This is a genomic window from Hylemonella sp. GW821-FHT12C09 (genome assembly GCF_058807395.1).
The window spans coordinates 200,044-217,455 of sequence record NZ_JBXAQQ010000002.1; the positions used below are offsets into that span (position 1 = coordinate 200,044).

15 protein-coding genes are annotated in these 17,412 nt (G+C 67.5%); 5 read left to right on the forward strand and 10 right to left on the reverse strand.

The genetic code is table 11. The features are described 5' to 3' along the window. Positions 1-3 precede the first annotated feature (3 nt). A complete protein-coding gene (locus AC1RRP_RS04810) occupies positions 4-1,509 on the reverse strand; it encodes a circularly permuted type 2 ATP-grasp protein (protein WP_493033785.1) in 1,506 nt (501 codons plus the stop codon). 126 nt (positions 1,510-1,635) lie between these two features. Between AC1RRP_RS04810 and AC1RRP_RS04815 the strand changes: the two genes are divergently transcribed. The 3 genes from AC1RRP_RS04815 to AC1RRP_RS04825 are packed head-to-tail and all read left to right on the forward strand — an operon-like array spanning position 1,636 to position 8,664. After that, positions 1,636-5,118 (forward strand): transglutaminase family protein, encoded by a 3,483-nt coding sequence (locus tag AC1RRP_RS04815; RefSeq protein ID WP_493033787.1) that lies wholly within the window; start codon positions 1,636-1,638, stop codon positions 5,116-5,118. Between the two features lie 44 nt (positions 5,119-5,162). Continuing rightward, complete coding sequence (locus AC1RRP_RS04820; RefSeq protein ID WP_493033789.1) at positions 5,163-7,727, forward strand: circularly permuted type 2 ATP-grasp protein; 2,565 nt, start codon at positions 5,163-5,165, stop codon at positions 7,725-7,727. 10 nt (positions 7,728-7,737) lie between these two features. Then, entirely contained in the window at positions 7,738-8,664 is a 927-nt protein-coding gene (locus tag AC1RRP_RS04825) for a transglutaminase family protein (protein WP_493033791.1), read from the forward strand. Here the strand turns inward: AC1RRP_RS04825 and AC1RRP_RS04830 are convergent. The 6 genes from AC1RRP_RS04830 to aroQ all read right to left on the reverse strand — a co-directional run bounded on the left by AC1RRP_RS04830 (position 8,653) and on the right by aroQ (position 13,311). After that, on the reverse strand, positions 8,653-9,618 hold the full coding sequence (locus tag AC1RRP_RS04830; RefSeq protein WP_493033792.1) for a hypothetical protein: 966 nt from the start codon (positions 9,616-9,618) through the stop codon (positions 8,653-8,655). The genes AC1RRP_RS04825 and AC1RRP_RS04830 overlap by 12 nt on opposite strands. 78 nt (positions 9,619-9,696) lie before the next feature. Further along, entirely contained in the window at positions 9,697-10,230 is a 534-nt protein-coding gene (locus AC1RRP_RS04835; RefSeq protein ID WP_493033794.1) for a DUF2937 family protein, read from the reverse strand. A gap of 98 nt (positions 10,231-10,328) precedes the next feature. After that, complete coding sequence (locus AC1RRP_RS04840) at positions 10,329-10,994, reverse strand: DsbA family oxidoreductase (protein ID WP_493033795.1); 666 nt, start codon at positions 10,992-10,994, stop codon at positions 10,329-10,331. A 52-nt stretch (positions 10,995-11,046) separates the two neighbouring features. Then, positions 11,047-11,472, reverse strand: a complete 426-nt coding sequence (gene arfB / locus AC1RRP_RS04845) for an alternative ribosome rescue aminoacyl-tRNA hydrolase ArfB (protein WP_493033797.1) — start codon at positions 11,470-11,472, stop codon at positions 11,047-11,049. A 13-nt stretch (positions 11,473-11,485) separates the two neighbouring features. Further along, positions 11,486-12,859, reverse strand: coding sequence for a prephenate-dependent tRNA uridine(34) hydroxylase TrhP (gene trhP / locus AC1RRP_RS04850; protein WP_493033799.1), 1,374 nt, complete (start codon positions 12,857-12,859; stop codon positions 11,486-11,488). Beyond that, complete coding sequence (aroQ, locus tag AC1RRP_RS04855) at positions 12,856-13,311, reverse strand: type II 3-dehydroquinate dehydratase (protein WP_205630035.1); 456 nt, start codon at positions 13,309-13,311, stop codon at positions 12,856-12,858. The genes trhP and aroQ overlap by 4 nt, the downstream gene beginning before the upstream one ends. 79 nt (positions 13,312-13,390) lie before the next feature. Between aroQ and AC1RRP_RS04860 the strand changes: the two genes are divergently transcribed. Next, the gene (locus AC1RRP_RS04860; protein ID WP_493033802.1) at positions 13,391-14,686 is read left to right on the forward strand and encodes an amidase; all 1,296 of its coding nucleotides are present in this window, start codon (positions 13,391-13,393) and stop codon (positions 14,684-14,686) included. Then, positions 14,683-15,273, forward strand: a complete 591-nt coding sequence (locus AC1RRP_RS04865) for a nitroreductase family protein (RefSeq protein ID WP_493033804.1) — start codon at positions 14,683-14,685, stop codon at positions 15,271-15,273. The genes AC1RRP_RS04860 and AC1RRP_RS04865 overlap by 4 nt, the downstream gene beginning before the upstream one ends. On the opposite strand, the gene AC1RRP_RS04870 is transcribed toward AC1RRP_RS04865, so the two are convergent. The 3 genes from AC1RRP_RS04870 to AC1RRP_RS04880 are packed head-to-tail and all read right to left on the reverse strand — an operon-like array spanning position 15,270 to position 17,407. After that, entirely contained in the window at positions 15,270-16,445 is a 1,176-nt protein-coding gene (locus AC1RRP_RS04870; protein ID WP_493033806.1) for an MFS transporter, read from the reverse strand. The genes AC1RRP_RS04865 and AC1RRP_RS04870 overlap by 4 nt on opposite strands. 21 nt (positions 16,446-16,466) lie before the next feature. Next, positions 16,467-16,658, reverse strand: a complete 192-nt coding sequence (locus AC1RRP_RS04875) for a 4-oxalocrotonate tautomerase (RefSeq protein ID WP_493033808.1) — start codon at positions 16,656-16,658, stop codon at positions 16,467-16,469. A 14-nt stretch (positions 16,659-16,672) separates the two neighbouring features. Beyond that, positions 16,673-17,407, reverse strand: coding sequence for a class II aldolase/adducin family protein (locus AC1RRP_RS04880; protein WP_493033810.1), 735 nt, complete (start codon positions 17,405-17,407; stop codon positions 16,673-16,675). Positions 17,408-17,412: the final 5 nt, after the last annotated feature.

Below are 17,412 nucleotides of genomic sequence, written 5' to 3' on the forward strand. Positions count from 1 at the left end.
CTTTCAGACTTCGAGGATCCAGGTGTCCTTGGTGCCACCGCCCTGCGACGAGTTGACCACCAGGGACCCCTCCTTGAGCGCCACGCGCGTCAGGCCGCCCGGCACCATCTGCACCTCCTTGCCTGTCAGCACGAAGGGGCGCAGGTCGATGTGGCGCGGCGCGATGCCCTGCTCCACAAAGGTGGGGCAGGTGGACAGGCTCAGCGTGGGCTGGGCGATGTAATTGCTCGGGTTGGCCAACACGGCCTTGCCGAACGCCTCGATCTCGGCCTTGGTGGCCGCTGGCCCCACCAGCATGCCGTAACCCCCGGCGCCGTGCACCTCCTTGACCACCAGGTCCTTGAGATTGGCCATCACGTACTTCAGGTCCTCGGCATTGCGGCACATGTGCGTGGGCACGTTGTTGAGGATGGGTTTCTCGCCCAGGTAGAACTCGATCATCTTGGGCACATAGGGGTAGATGGACTTGTCGTCCGCCACCCCGGTGCCCACGGCGTTGCAGATCGCCACGTGGCCGGCGCGGTAGGCGTCCATCAGGCCCGGGCAGCCCAGGGTGGAGGTGGGCCGGAAGACCCTGGGGTCGAGGAAGTCGTCATCGACACGGCGGTAGATCACGTCCACGCGGCGCGGGCCACGCGTGGTGCGCATGTAGACGAAGTTGTCCTTGACGAACAGGTCCTGCCCCTCGACCAGCTCCACGCCCATCTGCTGGGCCAGAAAGGCGTGTTCGAAATAGGCGCTGTTGTACATGCCGGGCGTGAGCACCACCACCGTCGGCTCGGCCGAAGTCTCCGGGCCGGAGGCGCGCAGCGTTTCCAGCAGCAGGTCGGGGTAGTGGGCCACGGGCGCCACGCGGTGGGCGCTGAAGAGATCGGGGAAGAGCCGCATCATCATCTTGCGGTCTTCAAGCATGTAGCTCACGCCGCTGGGCACGCGCAGGTTGTCCTCGAGCACGTAGTACTCGCCCTCGCCTTTGGCATTGGGCGCACGCACGATGTCGATGCCGCTGATATTGGAATAGACCTGGTTGGGCAGGTTCACGCCCATCATCTCGGGACGGAACTGCGCATTGTTCAGGATCTGCTCGGCCGGGATGACACCCGCCTTGATGATGTCCTGATCGTGGTAGACGTCGTGCAGGAAGCGGTTGAGCGCGTTGACACGCTGCACCAGGCCTTTTTCCATGCCGGCCCATTCGTGCGCGGGGATGATGCGCGGGATCAGGTCGAAGGGGATGAGCCGTTCGGTACCCGCGCCGTCCTCGTCCTTGGCACCGTAGACCGCGAAGGTGATGCCGACCCGGCGAAAGATCATCTCCGCTTCGTCACGCCGGGCCTTCATCACGTCGGCGCTCTGGCGCGCCAGCCACTGGGCATAGGTGCGGTAGTGTTCCCGCGCTTGGGCACCTGACGACAGTCCCTGGGATTGCGACTGACTTGGTCCAGCGCCCTGGCTCTGGCTTTGTCCGGCCGTGGCCGGTGTGGGGTACATCTCGTCGAATTTCAGCATGGCGCCTTCTCTCCTGTGACGACTACAGCAATTTTCGGGCCCAGCATGGGCCTGGCTCGGTTCTTGCGGTCCTGACACCAGGGCCTGTGCCGCTATTGCAGGCCCTCCCTGAACCGAGCCCCTGCCATGTCCATCCACGCCGCACTGAACCACGTCACGCATTACAAGTACGACCGTCTGGTGAACCTGGGGCCCCAGGTCATACGCCTGCGCCCGGCTCCGCACTGCCGCAGCAAGGTGATCTCGTATTCCCTGAAGATCGAGCCTGTCACCCATTTCATCAACTGGCAACAGGACCCCTTTGCCAACTACCAGGCCCGGTTGGTCTTCCCGGACAAGACCCGCGAATTCAAGGTCACGGTGGACCTGGTGGTGGAGATGGCGGTCTACAACCCCTTCGACTTCTTCCTGGAGCCCGAGGCCGAGCAGTTCCCCTTCAGCTACAGTGCCGCCACCCGCGAGGAGCTCGCGCCCTATCTGGCCGTGCCACCGCTCACGCCGCATCTGAAGGTGTACATGGCCCGGATCGACCGCACGAAGATGCGCACGATCGACTTCCTGGTGAAGCTCAACCAGCAGTTGCAGAACGACATCAAGTACCTGATCCGCATGGAGCCCGGCGTGCAGACGCCCGAGCAGACCCTGGGGCTGGGCAGCGGCTCCTGCCGCGACTCGGGCTGGCTGATGGTGCAGCTGCTGCGTCACTGTGGTCTGGCGGCGCGTTTTGTCTCGGGTTACCTGATCCAGCTCAAACCCGATGTGAGATCGCTGGACGGCCCCAGCGGCACCGAGGTGGACTTCACCGACCTGCACGCCTGGTGCGAGGTCTACCTGCCCGGCGCGGGCTGGATCGGCCTGGACCCGACCTCGGGCCTGATGGCCGGTGAAGGCCACATTCCCCTGGCCTGCACGCCCCAGCCTTCGGGCGCGGCCCCGGTGGAGGGCGGCGTGGACGAGAGCGAGGTGGCGTTCGCCCACCACATGCAGGTCACACGCATCTACGAATCTCCGCGTGTCACGAAACCCTACACCGACGCGCAATGGGCCCAGGTCATGCAGCTGGGCGAGGCGGTGGAGCGCCGCTTGCAGGCCGGTGACGTGCGTCTGACCATGGGCGGCGAGCCGACCTATGTGGCCGCCAGCGATCGCGACGCACCGGAATGGAACACGGATGCCCTGGGTCCGACCAAACGGGCCTATGCCACCGAATTGGTGCACAAATTGCGCACCGAATACGGGCAAGGTGGTTTTCTGCACTTCGGCCAGGGCAAGTGGTACCCGGGCGAACAGTTGCCGCGCTGGGCCCTGTCGATCTACTGGCGCCAGGACGGCCAGGCCGTCTGGCACAAGCCCGAGCTGTTTGCCGACGAGCGCGTGCCCGCGGCCTACACCAGCGAAGATGCGCGCCGTTTCACCCACGCCCTGGCGGAGAAGCTGGGCATGACGGGCCAGTACATCCAGCCGGGCTACGAGGATGTTTTCTACTACCTCTGGCGCGAACGCAAGCTACCCGTGAACGTCGACCCGTTTGACTCGAAACTCGACGACGAGATGGAACGCATCCGCCTGCGCCGGGTCTTCGGGCAGAAACTCGACGCCGCGGTGGGCTATGTGCTGCCACTGCAGGCGAACGACCCGGCACTGGCAGGCCCCACCTGGTCCACCGGGCCCTGGTTCTTCCGCGACGACCGCATGTACCTGCTGCCCGGCGACTCGCCCATGGGTTACCGTCTGCCGCTGGAATCCCTGCCCTGGGTCAAGCCCGGTGACTACCCCTACCTGATCGAGCAGGACCCCTACGCGCCGCGCACGCCTCTGCCGCAGGCGGCCCAGCTGCGCACGCAGTACGCGCCGCACCAGATGGGTGGCGGTTTTGCCGAGGGCGGCATCGTGGCCGTGCAAGGCCAGGGGCATGCTGCCGGACCGGGGCGAGCCGGCGCGGCGCAGGCCACTCTGCGCGGCGAGGGCCAGCCCTCGCACGCGACGCTGGCCCAGCCGCGATCGCCGCAGCGCTTCGAATCGGCGCACTGGATCACCCGCACCGCCCTGTGCGTGGAGGCGCGCGACCCCATGCGCGCCAACGGCCCCAAGGCCGAAGGCGCGCATGGCGGCAAGTCCAGCCTGCTCTACGTGTTCATGCCACCGCTGGCACGGCTGGAGGACTACCTGAACCTGCTCGCCGCAGTGGAGGCCACCGCCGACGAGCTGGGCATGAAGATCGTGCTCGAGGGTTACCCGCCGCCGCGCGACGCGCGCCTCAAGCTGCTGCAGGTGACACCCGACCCCGGGGTGATCGAGGTCAACATCCACCCCGCGCACAACTGGGGCGAACTGGTGCAGCACACCGAGTTCCTCTACGACGCGGCCTTCGAATGCCGGCTCTCGGCCGAGAAGTTCATGACCGACGGCCGCCACACCGGCACCGGTGGCGGCAACCACATGGTGCTGGGCGGCGCCACACCCGCCGACAGCCCCTTCCTGCGCCGGCCCGAGCTGCTGGCCAGCCTGCTGCTGTACTGGCACAACCATCCTTCGCTAAGCTACCTCTTCAGCGGCATGTTCATCGGCCCGACCAGCCAGGCCCCGCGCGTGGACGAAGCCCGCAACGACCAGCTCTATGAACTGGAGATCGCGCTACGCGAGATCCAGACCAACCGGGAGAAGTACGGCGCGGACATGCCGCCGTGGCTCGTGGACCGTACCTTGCGCAACATCCTGGTCGACATCACGGGCAACACGCACCGCAGCGAGTTCTGCATCGACAAGCTCTACTCACCCGACAGCACCACCGGCCGCCTGGGCCTGCTGGAATTGCGCGCCTTCGAGATGCCGCCGCACGCGCGCATGAGCGTGGTGCAACAGCTGCTGCTGCGCGCCCTGGTCGCGCGCTTCTGGGACACGCCCTACCTGGCCCCCGCCACGCGCTGGGGCACCGAACTGCACGACCGTTTCCTGCTGCCGACCTTTGTGCGCATGGACTTCGCCGACGTGATGACCGAGATGCGGCAGGCCGGATTTGCGTTTGACGACGCCTGGTTCGCGCCACACTTCGAGTTCCGCTTCCCCCTGGTGGGCGAGGTGCAGAGCATGGGCGTGGCGCTGACCCTGCGCACCGCGCTGGAGCCCTGGCACGTGATGGGCGAAGAGGGCACCTCGGGCGGCACGGCCCGCTACGTCGACTCCTCGCTGGAGCGCATCGAGGTGCGCGTGAGCGGCCTGAACCCCAGCCGTTACACCGTCACCGTCAACGGCCGGGCGCTGCCCCTGCAGCCCACGGGCACCGTGGGCGAATTCGTGGCCGGCGTACGCTACAAGGCCTGGAACCCGCCCTCCTCGCTGCACCCGTCCATCGGCGTGCATGCGCCGCTGACCTTCGACATCGTGGACACCTGGATGAGACGCTCGATGGGCGGTTGCCAGTACCACGTGACCCACCCGGGCGGACGCAGCTACGACACCTTCCCCGTCAACTCCTACGAAGCCGAGAGCCGTCGCCTGGCGCGTTTCTTCCACATGGGGCACAGCGATGGTGCTCTCAACGTGCCCCCGGCCAACAGTGAGTTGCCTGGAAGCCGCGAATTCCCGTTCACACTCGATCTCAGGCACTAGAAAGCAGCCGTGTCATGCGACAGTGATGTAACAATACCGTCACAGTGGATCACGCCAACCCCGACCTCTTCGACACCGCCGCCCCACCCTCGCCAGCCCAGCGGGCGGCGGCTTTGGCGCCACCGGCCAGCAGCGGCCACTACGATGAACTGCGCGGCGGCCTGTCGGGCCAGCAGGCGGCCCCGGCCTGGGCGGCCTTCTTCGAGCAGTTGGGCCATGAGGGCTTCGCCGACCTGAACCACCGCGCCCACAGCCTGGCGCGCCAGATCCGCGACAACGGCGTCAGCTACAACGTCTACAGCGATGCCAGCGGCCCGCAGCGGCCCTGGTCGCTCGATCTCTTCCCGCTGATCATCTCGCCCGAAAGCTGGTCGCAGATCGAGACCGGCGTGCTGCAGCGCGTACGCGTGCTCGAACAGGTGATGGCCGATGTCTACGGCCCGCAGCAACTGCTCAAGGCCGGACTGCTGCCGCCGGCGCTGGTGCAGGGCCACCCCGGTTACCTGCGCCCCATGCATGGCGTGGCGCCCGTGGGTGGCACACACCTGCACATCGTGGCCTTCGACCTGGCACGCGGGCCTGACGGCAACTGGTGGGTCATCTCGCAGCGCACGCAGGCGCCTTCGGGCCTGGGCTACCTGCTCGAAAACCGCATCTCGATCTCGCGCCAGTTCGCGCCGGCCTTCGAAGGCATGCACATCCAGCGCCTGGCCGCGACCTACCGCGCGCTGATCGACGCCCTCAAGCAGATGAGCCCGGCCGGCGCCGATTCGCACATCGCTCTGCTCACGCCCGGTCCCTACAACGAAACCTATTTCGAGCACGCCTACCTCGCGCGCTACCTGGGCCTGACCCTGGTCGAGGGCAGCGACCTGACCGTGCGCGACCAGAAGCTCTACCTCAAGACCCTGCGCGGCCTGGAGCCGGTGCACGGCCTGCTCAAGCGCCTGGACGACGAGTTCCTGGACCCTCTGGAGCTGCGCCCCGACTCCACCCTGGGTGTGCCCGGCCTGCTGCAGGCCATACGCGCGGGCCATGTGCTGGTGGCCAATGCACCGGGCTCGGCTTTCCTGGAGTCGAGCGCGCTGCTGGGTTTCCTGCCGGCCCTGGCCAGCCACCTGCTGGGCGAAAAATTGTCCCTGCCGGCCCTGCCCACCTGGTGGTGCGGCGAACGTGCGGGCCTGGAAGACGCACTGCCACGCCTGGGCGAGTGCGTGATCAAGCCGACCTACCCCGGTGCCGCCGGTGGGTTCGAAGCCGTGCTCGGCCGCAACCTGCCACGCAGCGGACTGGATGAATGGGCCGGCCGTATCCTGCGCGAAGGCGATCTGCATACGGTGCAGAGTTATCTGCCACCCTCGCAGATGCCGACCTGGCAGGACAACAAGATCGCGCCGCGTTCGGTGATGCTGCGCGTGTTTGCCATCGCCGACGGCCCGCAGTCCTGGCGGGTGCTGCCCGGCGGCCTGACCCGGCTGGTGAATGCCAGCGCGGGCATGGCCTCCATGCAGCGCGGCGGCAGCAGTGCCGATACCTGGGTCATGACCCACGGCGAGGTGGACCGCACCACGCTGCTGGCCAACCATCACGCGACGCCCATCCTCACGCAGCGCAAGCGCCTGGTCACCAGCCGCGCCGCCGAGAACCTCTACTGGCTGGGCCGCTACACGGAGCGCACGGAGAACAATATCCGGCTGGCCCGCCTCACCCTGGACAGCCTGAACGGGCAGGACCCCTGCTCACCCGCCCTGCTGAGCTGGCTCAGCGAGCTGGCCGTGAAGAACACCCTGGTGCTGCCAGACGTGCCCACCGCACTGCAGGCGCGTCGGGTATTCGAGCGCTCGCTGATCGCCAGCCTGGGCAGCCATGACATGGCCACCAGCGTGGGCTACACCCTGCGTGCGCTCAAGCTGGCCGCTGCTGCCGTGCGCGAACGGCTCTCGCAAGAGCAGTGGAACATCATCACCCGCGCCGAGGCCGAGATGACCCTATGCTGCGCCGAGCAGGCGGCCCAGGGTGACTACTCTGCCGCGGAAGCCCTGCGCGTGCTCGAAGCGGCCAGCAGCCATCTGGCCGCCATCACCGGCGCCCAGACCGACCGTATGACGCGCGATGACGGCTGGCGCCTGCTGTCCATCGGCCGCCAGATCGAACGCCTGTGTTTCCTGGCCCCGGCCCTGGCCGGCAGTTTCGAGACCGGTGCGGTCCATGACGACGGCGGCTTCGAGGCGCTGATCGCCCTCTTCGACAGCACCATCACCTTCCACGCCCAGTACCAGCAGAGCCGTGAAGTGCCCGCGCTGCTGGACCTGCTGGTGCTGGACCGCGACAACCCGCGCTCGCTGGGTTGGGTGGCGCAGACCCTGCGTGGCCGCCTGGCCAAGCTGGCAGCTTGCCCGGCCGGCGAGCTGGACGCGCTCGCCCTGCTGGTGCCCGACCCCGAGCGCTGGGAACTCGACGCCTTGTGCCAGACCCGTGAGGACGGCGCGCTGCCGCGACTGGCCGAGCTGCTGACGCAGTGCAACGAAGCGGCCTGGCGGGTTTCAGACGAGATCAGCCTGCGCTACTTCACGCACACGGGCGAATCCGGGCAAAGCCTGGGGGCCTGAACCCAAGCCCATGCATCTGCGCATCACCCACGAAACCCAGTACGACTACACGCCGGCCGTCGAGACCGCGCAGCACGTAGCCTATCTGCAGCCACTGGACACCCCGTACCAGGCCCTGCTGAGCCACCGGCTGGACGTGTCGCCGGCACCCGCGCAGCTGATGCAGACCGACGACATCTATGGCAACCGGCGCGTCTTCTTTTCATTGCAGACCCCGCATACCCAGTTGCGCGTGCTCGCCATCAGCGAAGTGCGCACGCGCGCGCCGGTGGCCGTTGACAGCCACATCAGCTGGGAAGCGCTGCGCGAACAGTTCCGTTACCACGCGGGCGCGGCCTGGAGCGCGGCCGCCGAATTCAGCTTTGCATCGGCGCGCGCACCGCGGCACGAAGCCTTCGCGGCCTACGCGCGCCCGAGTTTTGGCGCCGGTGTGTCGGCCCTGGCCGGCGCACGCGACCTGATGCAACGCATCCACGCAGACTTCACGTATGAGACGGCCAGCACCGAGGTCAACACCCCGCCGCTGGAGGCGCTGACCCAGCGCAAAGGTGTCTGCCAGGATTTCGCGCACATCATGCTGGCTTGCCTGCGCAGCATGGGCCTGGCCGCGCGTTACGTCAGCGGTTATCTGCTCACCCAGCCAGCACCCGGCCAGCCACGGCTGGTGGGCAGTGACGCCTCGCATGCCTGGGTGTCGGTCTTCCTGCCGGACCTGCCCAAAGCCCATGAGGGCCAGGGCTGGTACGACCTGGACCCGACCAATGCCCGTGACGGCTGGGGTACACCGGGCGAGGACTACGTGACCCTCGCCACCGGCCGCGACTACGCCGACATCTCGCCCATCCGCGGGGTGATCCACGGCGGCAGCCAGCACACCCTGGCCGTGGCCGTAACGGTGGAGCCAGTCGACGTGGCAGAGGGCGACTCAGGGGCCTGAGGCCGCCGGCTCTGCACGCCAGGGCTTCGAGTCGAAGCTGAACACCCGTGGATCACGGGCATCCACCGTGCCACGCACCCAGCCTGTGAAGGGCGAGCCATGGATCTCGACGCGCGTGAAGTTGCTCAGCAACTTCTGTCCGCTCTCGTCAAACAGCGGCTGGTTGATCTGGTGTTTGTGCGTGTCCCCATGGACCAGCACTACCTGGCCGGCGAAACCCTCGGTCTCCCGGCGAAGCTGGGCAATGAAGTCCCGGTAGCCCGGTTTGGGCCGACCGGCGCGGGCGGCTTCGAAGTCGGGATTGCCCTGCACCACGATCAGCACACCGGCCAGCTGGCGGCTGCGCGCCAGCGCAAAAGACTGTGCCAGCCAGGCCTCGTTGGCCCGGCTGCGCTCGATGAACTCGGGCACCGGGCCGCTGCCTGCGCGCGCGCCGTGGTAATTGTTTTCGCTGCCGGGTACGTTCAAGCCGACAAACAGCACCAAAGCCTGCTCCCAGCGGACGTTCTCGCGGTAGATCGCGTACGCCGGATCAGCGCTCTGGCGCTCCAGCCGAAAAGGGCGCGTACCCAGTGTGTCATCACCCCCCAGGAACAGCTCACGCAGGCGGGCCAGACGCTCGAGCGGGTCATAAGGACCATTGTTCGCGCGGTGGCAGTCGGTCCACTCGTTGTCACCCGGCACATAAACCAGCGGCAAAGGCGCAGCCCGGAACACGCCCAGGATGTCGAGGAAAGCCTCGTCGCTGCACACACTGCTGCCACTCTTGATGTCGCCGGCATGCACGGCAAACGCCAGCTGGTCGCGGCCCATGGTCGCCAGCATGGCGGGCAGTTGCTCGCGCTCCAGCCGGTTGTAGGGCGTGTCACCGAACAAGCCGAAGGAGACAGGCTGCGCTGACACGGCGCAGGCCCAGCTCAGGGCCAGGAGGCAGGAGATTCGACGCAAGGACATGGCAAGCACCCAGGGGCGTGAGGACGATGATTCGACCCTAATGCCGACAGATGACGGCTGCGTGACAGACCGATGACGCTAGTCGGCGCCGCGCCAGCGGTGGTTGATGTAACGCGTGGCCATGGCCTGCAGGCGACGGCCCCCGGCCATGGCGGCTTCGAGCAGCAGCAGCATCACCAGCGCCACCACGCCACCGGAAATCAGTGCGTCCTGCGTCAGCGGCACCGTGGCGTTGTACTGGATCAGGGTCTGCTCACGCAGGTCCGGGTCGGCGCGGAAGGCCACATGCCACAGGCGGCCCGGCAGATGGGTCTGCAGCGCCTTGGCCTCCCCCTCGAAGCGCAGCTTGCGCTGGTACATGCGCTCGATCGCGTCACCCTCGGCCTTGAAGGCGGCCACGTTGCTCTGGCGGTGCATGACGATCAGCGCCTCGACGTTGCCGCCGGTGTGCTGGTTGGCGATGATCAGGAAGGGCTGGAAGTTGATGGTGACTTCGCGCAGCGTCGCATCGACGCGCTTGGCGTACTGGTCAACCAGGTGAGGCAGTTGCATGCCCGCCAGCAGGCAGATGCACGCGACGACGATCATCACATAACGCAGCAGGACCGACATGGTTTTCCTCCGGGGACTTGTCCGGAGATTAAACCAGAGCCACCCGGCCCCAGGGCGGCGGAAACAAACGCTTGCAGTTTGGTCGGCGCCCGTCCGCTTCAGCTCGCCTGGGCGACCTCGCTGGCGATGCGGCGCAGCGCGTCCTCGTACGCCGCCACGGGCTGGCCGCCCGAGATCAGGTACTGGCGGTTGACGATGACGGCGGGCACCGAGCTGATGCCGGCCTGCTGCCACTGCAGCTCGTTCTCGCGCACGGGCAGCGCGTATTCGTCACCGCCCAGGATCTCGCGGGCCCGCGCCTCGTCCAGGCCGGCGGTGCGGCAGGCGCGCACCAGCACCTCGGCATCGGACACGTTCTCGGCGCGGCCGTGGTAGGCGATGAGCAGTTCCTTCTTCAGGGCGTACTGCTTGTCGGCGCCCAACTCGCCGGCCCAGTGCAGCAGGCGGTGCGCGTCGAAGGTGTTCCAGATGCGCCCACGTCCCTCGGGCTTGAAACTGAAGCCGACCGCAGCGCCGCGCGCGCGGATGGTTTCGCGGATCTGCGCCTGCTGCTCGGGGCTGGAGCCGTACTTCTGCGTCAGGTGCTCGGTCATGTCCTGACCCTCGGGACCCATGGCCGGATTCAGCTCGAAGGGCTGGAAGTTGATGTGGGCGTCGATCTGGCCCAGCAGGTTCTCGAGCGCCTGTTCCAGGCCGCCCAGGCCCACGGCACACCAGGGGCAGGCGATGTCGGAGACGAAATCAATTTGGAGTGAGGTAGTCATGAGTGAATGCTAGGGGATTAGTGAAAACCGTGCTGGCCCCGGATCAAACCGCTCAGTGCGACTCGGAACCATTACGCACCCGCCCCCGCTGCGCCTTGGTCTCGGAACGCTGGCTCTTGCCTTCCAAGCGGCGCTGGCGCGAGCCATAGGTAGGCTTGGTAGCGCGGCGCGTCTTGGGCGCACGGGCCACGCTGTTGACCAGTTCATGCAGGCGGGAAAAGGCGTCAAGCCGGTTCAGGTCCTGGCTGCGGTGCTGCTGGGCCTTGAGGACCAGCACACCCTCCTGCGTGATGCGGCTGTCGCGCAGGGCCAGCAGACGCTCCTTCACGTCCTCTGGCAGCGACGAGGCCGGAATGTCAAAGCGCAGGTGGATCGCGCTGGAGACCTTGTTGACGTTCTGGCCGCCGGCCCCCTGGGCACGGATGGCACTGATCTGCACCTCGGACTCATCGACCTGCAGCGGCGCGGGCTGGGACATGGCAGGCGCCGCCTCAGACGACGGCTGTCTCCGGCACGCCAGCGTTCAAGTTCACGTAGCGCGCCACGAAGGCTCCCACACTGCTGGCCGGCAGCGGTAGCCAGACCATGTGGCCATCGCCGGGGGCCACGCCCAAGGGCTGGGCCTCGGCGTTTTCCATGCGGTCGAGCAGCACGTCGCGATTGCCCGCCGGGTGGATCAACTCCAGGGTATCGCCCACGGAAAACTTGTTGCGCACACGCACCTGCGCCAGGCCGCGCGCGGCATCAAAGGCCATCACGTCGCCCACGTACTGGCTGCGGCCCGATTCGGAATAGCCCTTGAGGTAGTTCTGCGTTGCCTGCGGCGTGTGGCGCTGGTAGAAGCCCGAGGTGTAACCGCGGTTGGCCAGGCCTTCGAGCTGGCCCAGCAGGGCCGGGTCCAGGCCACGGCCGGCAGCGGCGTCATCGATGGCCTGGCGGTAGCTCTGCGCGGTACGCGCCACGTAATAGGGGCTCTTGGTGCGGCCCTCGATCTTGAGCGAATCGACGCCGATGGCCACCAGGCGCTGGATGTGCTCGATGGCACGCAGGTCCTTGGAGTTCATGACGTAGGTGCCGTGCTCGTCTTCCTCGATGGGCATGAACTCGCCGGGGCGCTTGCTCTCCTCCAGCAGGTAGGAAATCGATTCACGTGCCTCGCTGGGCAGCGTCTCGCCCTGGCCGCAGCCGTGGCCGGCAGCACGCGGGGGCGAGAGCACGTCGCCGCTGGCGTCCACCTGGGCGGTGTGGGTCTTGTAGTCCCAGCGGCAGGCGTTGGTGCAACTGCCCTGGTTGGCATCGCGGTGGTTGAAATAACCCGAGAGCAGGCAGCGGCCCGAGTAGGCGATGCACAGCGCGCCGTGCACGAAGACTTCAAGCTCGCTGTCCGGACAGTCCTGGCGGATCTGCTCGACCTGGTCCAGCGAGAGCTCGCGCGAGAGGATGATGCGCTTGACGCCCACCTTGTTCCAGAACTTCACCGCCGCCGAGTTGACGGTATTGGCCTGCACCGAGAGGTGGATTTCCATCTCGGGCCAAGTCTCGCGCACCAGCATGATGAGGCCGGGGTCCGACATGATCATGGCGTCGGGCTTCAGGGCAATCACCGGCGCCATGTTATTCACATAACTCTTGACCTTGTTGCCGTGCGGAAAGATGTTGGACACCAGGAAGAACTTGCGACCGAGTTCGTGCGCGCGGGCTATGCCGGTCTTGAGCACCTCGATGTCGCCGAAGTCGTTGTTGCGCACGCGCAGCGAGTAACGCGGCTGGCCAGCGTAGATGGCATCGGCCCCGAAGGCAAAGGCCGTCTCCAGCATGGTCAGGGAGCCGGCTGGCGCCAACAGCTCGGGGGCCTTGCGGCTCATTTCTTCTCCGTCAGCTGCACCAGGCCCGCGATGGCCAGGGCGTAACCGTTGATGCCGAAACCGGCCATCACGGCCTTGGCCACGGGCGAGATCCAGGACTTGTGGCGGAACTCCTCGCGCGCGTGCACATTGCTGATGTGCAGCTCGATCAGCGTCACACCGGCGCCCTTGATGGCGTCGTGCAGCGCGATGCTGGTGTGCGTGTAGGCACCGGCGTTGAGGATCACGCCCAGCAGCTTGCCGGCGGCCTGCTGGCGGCCGGCCTCGTGGATCCAGTCGATCAGCTCGCCCTCGTGGTTGCTCTGGCGGAAATCGAGCTTGAGGCCGTTGGCGGCGCAGGCACGTTCGCACAGTTCCTGCACATCGGCCAGGGTCTGCGAGCCATAAACGGCCGGCTCGCGCGTGCCGAGCAGGTTGAGGTTGGGGCCGTTGAGGACGAGTGCGGTTTTCATGGAAATCTTTCCCGGTCTTGGATCGCTGAATTGTGCCATTGGGCTACCATTCGGCGACAAGAATCACGAGGAAGACCGCATGACCACCCCCAAACTGCATGAACTCGGCGCCGCCCAGGCCGCCGCCCTGCTGGCACGACGCGAACTCAAGGCCGAAGACCTGGTGCGCGCCTGCCTGGAACGCGTGGCCGCGCGCAACGACGACATCCACGCCTTCGTGCACCTGGACGCCGTCTCGGCCCTGGCCCAGGCCCGCGCGCTCGACGCCGGCCCCGTGCGCGGCCCGCTGCACGGCCTGCCCCTCGGCGTGAAGGACATTTTCGACACCAGCGACCTGCCCACGGCCTACGGCTCTGCCGTTTATGCCCACCATCGCCCGGCGGCCGATGCTGCCAGCGTGGCGCTGTGCCGCGAGGCCGGTGCCGTGGTGCTGGGCAAGACCGTGACCACGGAGTTCGCCTACTTCGCGCCCGGCGCCACCGTCAACCCGCACAACGCCCTGCACACGCCGGGCGGCTCCTCCAGCGGCTCGGCCGCCGCCGTGGCCGACCACATGGTGCCGCTGGCCCTGGGCACGCAGACCGCCGGCTCCATCATCCGCCCGGCCGCCTACTGCGGTGTGGTGGGCTACAAACCCAGCCTGGGTCGCGTGGTCGGTGCCGGGGTGAAAAGCCTTTCGCCCACGATGGACGTGATCGGCGGCTTCGGCCGGGACGTGCGCGACGTGGCCCTGCTGGGCGCCGTGCTGACCGGCGACCTGCGCCTGCTCGAAGGCCACGAACACGGCACCCTTCGCATCGGCCTGTTCCCCTCGCCGTCCTGGTCGCAGGCGGATGCCGACACCCAGAAGGCCTGGGAACAGGCCACGCAGGCGCTGGCCCGCAACAGCGACCGCTGCCAGGACGTGGCCATGCCGCAGGACTTCGACGAGTTGATCCAGCTGCAAAAGGACGTGATGACCGTCGAGATGGCACGTTCGCTGAGCTTCGAGCGCCTGCGCCACCGCGAAGCCCTGAGCCCCGCGCTGGTGGCCTTGCTGGACGCGGGCATCGCCATGGACGGCGCCACGCATGCGGCCCGGCTGCAGCGCACGGCCGAATGGCGCCTGCGCATCGACGCCCTGTTCGAGCGGCACGACGTGCTGCTCACGCCCAGCACCATGGGCGCGGCACCGGCCGGCCTGAGTGCCACCGGCGACCCGCTGTTCTGCCGCAGCTGGTCGCTGCTGGGCCTGCCGGCCGTGCATCTGCCCTTTGCCAGCAACGCCAAGGGGCTGCCCGTGGGCCTGCAGCTGGTGGGCCGCATGGGTGAAGACCACAAGCTGCTGGCCGCGGCGCAGCGCATCCATGATCGCCTGAGGTACCGAGCCGCATGAACGATCGCGTCAACTCAGACATGCCCGCGGCCCTGGCCGCCCTGCTGAGCCGGCACTCGCTGGGCCCGCGCTGGATGGTCGCCCCCGGGCCCGATGCGCAGCAACTGGCGCTGGCGGCGCAGGCCGCACTGCGCGCCCCCAACCACGGCCGCCTGCAGCCCTGGCGCCTGGTGACGATCGCCGAGGCCCAGCGCCCGGCCCTGGCCGCGCTGTTCGAGCAGTTCGCGCGCGACGCCGGCAAGAGCGAGGAAGAGGTGGCCGCCGAACGCGAGCGCGCCTGGAACGGCCCGGTGCTGGTGGCCTGGGTGGCGCGCATCGATGAGAGCGTGGCCAAGGTGCCACCGCACGAACAGTGGATCTGCGTGGGCGCAGCCATGGGCAACTTCATGAACGCCGTGCACAGCATGGGCTACGGGGCCAAGATCCTTAGCGGCCGCAAATGTCAGCACCCGGCGCTGGTGCAGGCCTTCTGCGAAGAGGGCGAGCAGTTGGTGGGTTTCACCTGCATCGGCACGCCCACGCGCGGGCTGGAGCCGCGCGAGAAGGACGAGGCGGCGCCACGCCTCTCGGCCTGGAACGCGCCTTAGCGCACCGGGTGCCGCGGGCCATGCAGGTGGCGCCAGACCTGCCACGCACAGAGCGTGGCCAGGGCCGCGCAAACCAGTCCGGCCCAGAACACACTCGCCAGGCCCAGATGGCTGGTCAGCACGCCACCGGCCAGGCCGCCCAGCACGCCGGGTACGCCATAGGCCAGCACGGTGTACAGCGCCTGGCCTCGCCCGCGCAGGCTGCCCGGGAAATGGTGTGACAGCAGCGCGATGCAGACCGCGTGGTGGGCGGCAAAGGTGAAGGCGTGCAGACACTGGGCCAGCAGCAGCACCGGCCATAGCGCTGCGCCGCCAGCGGTCATGCCCATGCGCAGCACCGTGAGCGCGGCGCACAGCAGCAGCCAGCCGCTCAGGCTGATCAGCGGCAGCCAGCGGCTCTGGGTGTAGAACCAGACGATCTCCACCACCACCGAAATGCCCCACATCAGACCGATCACGGTCTTGCTGTAACCCAGCGCATCGAGGTGCAGCGAGAAGTAGATGTAGACGCCCATGTGCGCCAGCACATGGAAAAACGCCGAGGCGAAGAACCACTGCACCGGCCGCTGGCGCAGGATGGGCAGCAGCGGGCGCTTCTGCTCATGCGGGTGCAGCTCTTCCTTGAGATCGGGCAGCCACCAGACGCAGCCCACCACCAGGGCCATGGACACCACGGTCCAGGCCGGGAAGTGGCCCATGCCGTAGTGCTCGAACCAGGCGCCCGCCGTGAACACGGTGACCAGGAAACCCAGCGAACCCCACAGGCGCACCCGGCCGTAACGCTTGGCATCGAAGGCGCCGCCGGCGCTCACCAGGTGCGCCATCGCCGCCTCGCTCATGGGCATCATGGCGCTGGTGTGCAGGAACATGAGGAACAGCACCGCGGCCAGCCAGGCCACGCCAGCCTCCACCCACAGGCCCAGCGACACGATCAGCGCCGTGGTGGCCGCATACCGCAGCAGCTTGACGCGCTCGCCCGTGTGGTCGCTCAGCGCGCCCCAGGCATAGGGCCCGACCAGGCGGGTAACCGCGGGCACCGCCGTCAGCAGGCTGATGACCAGCAGGCTATAGCCCCGGTCCTTGAGCCACAGCGGCAGGTAGGGGTTGAAGAAGCCGATGTGCGCGAAATAGCTCGCCGACAGGGCCGAAAAAGGCAGCAGGTGTCGGCGCACGCTCGGCACGGGGAGCGGCCCTTATTTCTTCTTCTCGCTCCAGAGCACGCCGCCCGTGGCCCAGTCGGACTTCTTGACGTCGGTGAGGATCACGTCCACGGCCTCGGGCGAGGTGCCCAGGGCCTGGACGGTGGCCTCGGTCAGGGCCTTGACGAATTCCTTCTTCTGCTCGGGCGTGCGGCCTTCGAACATTTCAACGCGGATGGTGGGCATGGATGAACTCCTCTTCAGTTGCGGTAGCTTGGATCAATCTTGTCGAGTTTGCGCAGCAGGGCCGGCCATTCAGCGTCACCGTCGCGTTCGCTGCCGTCGCCGGTCCACTGGGCATACGTCCTGGTCGCCACTTCGTCACTGGCGACAAGCACGCGGCCTGCGGTCGCTGCCATGGCGCGCAGCTGGGCGCGCGCAGCACGCTCCAGGTGGTGCATGAGCATATAGGCCTCGGCCACGGTGCGGCCGACGGTCAGGGTGCCGTGGTTCTCCAGGATCAGGCCATCGAGTTCGCCGAGGTTCTGCACCAGGCGTTGACCCTCGGCCTCACTCAGGGCCAGGCCCTCGTAGGCGTGACGGCCCAGGCGCTGGAACAGGCGCATGGCGTGCTGGGTGGTGGGCTGCAGGCCACCGGGCAGCATGGCCAGGGCCAGGCCCCACTCGGTGTGCAGGTGCAGCACGCAGCGGGCACTGGCGCGCGCGGCATGGATGGTGCCGTGGATCGCAAAACCCGTGGGGTTCACGCGGTAAGGCGAATCGTCGAGCTTCTCGGCGCGCGTGTTGACCTTGACGAGGTTCGAGGCACAGACCTCCTCGAACAACAGGCCGTAGGGGTTGATCAGGTACACGCCCTCCTCGCCCGGCACGGCCGCGGAGATGTGGGTGTAGATGGTGTCGTCCCAGCCGTTCAGGGCGGCCAGGCGGTAGGCCGCCGCCAGAGCTATGCGCGTGGCGCGTTCGGCCTCGGTCATCGCTG

Coding starts and splice junctions, on each gene's coding strand:
- AC1RRP_RS04825 (WP_493033791.1), top strand. CDS start 7,738: ATGCATCTGCGCATCACCCACGAAACCCAGTACGACTACACGCCGGCC.
- AC1RRP_RS04860 (WP_493033802.1), top strand. CDS start 13,391: ATGACCACCCCCAAACTGCATGAACTCGGCGCCGCCCAGGCCGCCGCC.
- AC1RRP_RS04830 (WP_493033792.1), bottom strand. CDS start 9,618: ATGTCCTTGCGTCGAATCTCCTGCCTCCTGGCCCTGAGCTGGGCCTGC.
- AC1RRP_RS04840 (WP_493033795.1), bottom strand. CDS start 10,994: ATGACTACCTCACTCCAAATTGATTTCGTCTCCGACATCGCCTGCCCC.
- AC1RRP_RS04865 (WP_493033804.1), top strand. CDS start 14,683: ATGAACGATCGCGTCAACTCAGACATGCCCGCGGCCCTGGCCGCCCTG.
- arfB (WP_493033797.1), bottom strand. CDS start 11,472: ATGTCCCAGCCCGCGCCGCTGCAGGTCGATGAGTCCGAGGTGCAGATC.
- AC1RRP_RS04835 (WP_493033794.1), bottom strand. CDS start 10,230: ATGTCGGTCCTGCTGCGTTATGTGATGATCGTCGTCGCGTGCATCTGC.
- AC1RRP_RS04810 (WP_493033785.1), bottom strand. CDS start 1,509: ATGCTGAAATTCGACGAGATGTACCCCACACCGGCCACGGCCGGACAA.
- AC1RRP_RS04880 (WP_493033810.1), bottom strand. CDS start 17,407: ATGACCGAGGCCGAACGCGCCACGCGCATAGCTCTGGCGGCGGCCTAC.
- AC1RRP_RS04875 (WP_493033808.1), bottom strand. CDS start 16,658: ATGCCCACCATCCGCGTTGAAATGTTCGAAGGCCGCACGCCCGAGCAG.
- trhP (WP_493033799.1), bottom strand. CDS start 12,859: ATGAGCCGCAAGGCCCCCGAGCTGTTGGCGCCAGCCGGCTCCCTGACC.
- AC1RRP_RS04815 (WP_493033787.1), top strand. CDS start 1,636: ATGTCCATCCACGCCGCACTGAACCACGTCACGCATTACAAGTACGAC.
- aroQ (WP_205630035.1), bottom strand. CDS start 13,311: ATGAAAACCGCACTCGTCCTCAACGGCCCCAACCTCAACCTGCTCGGC.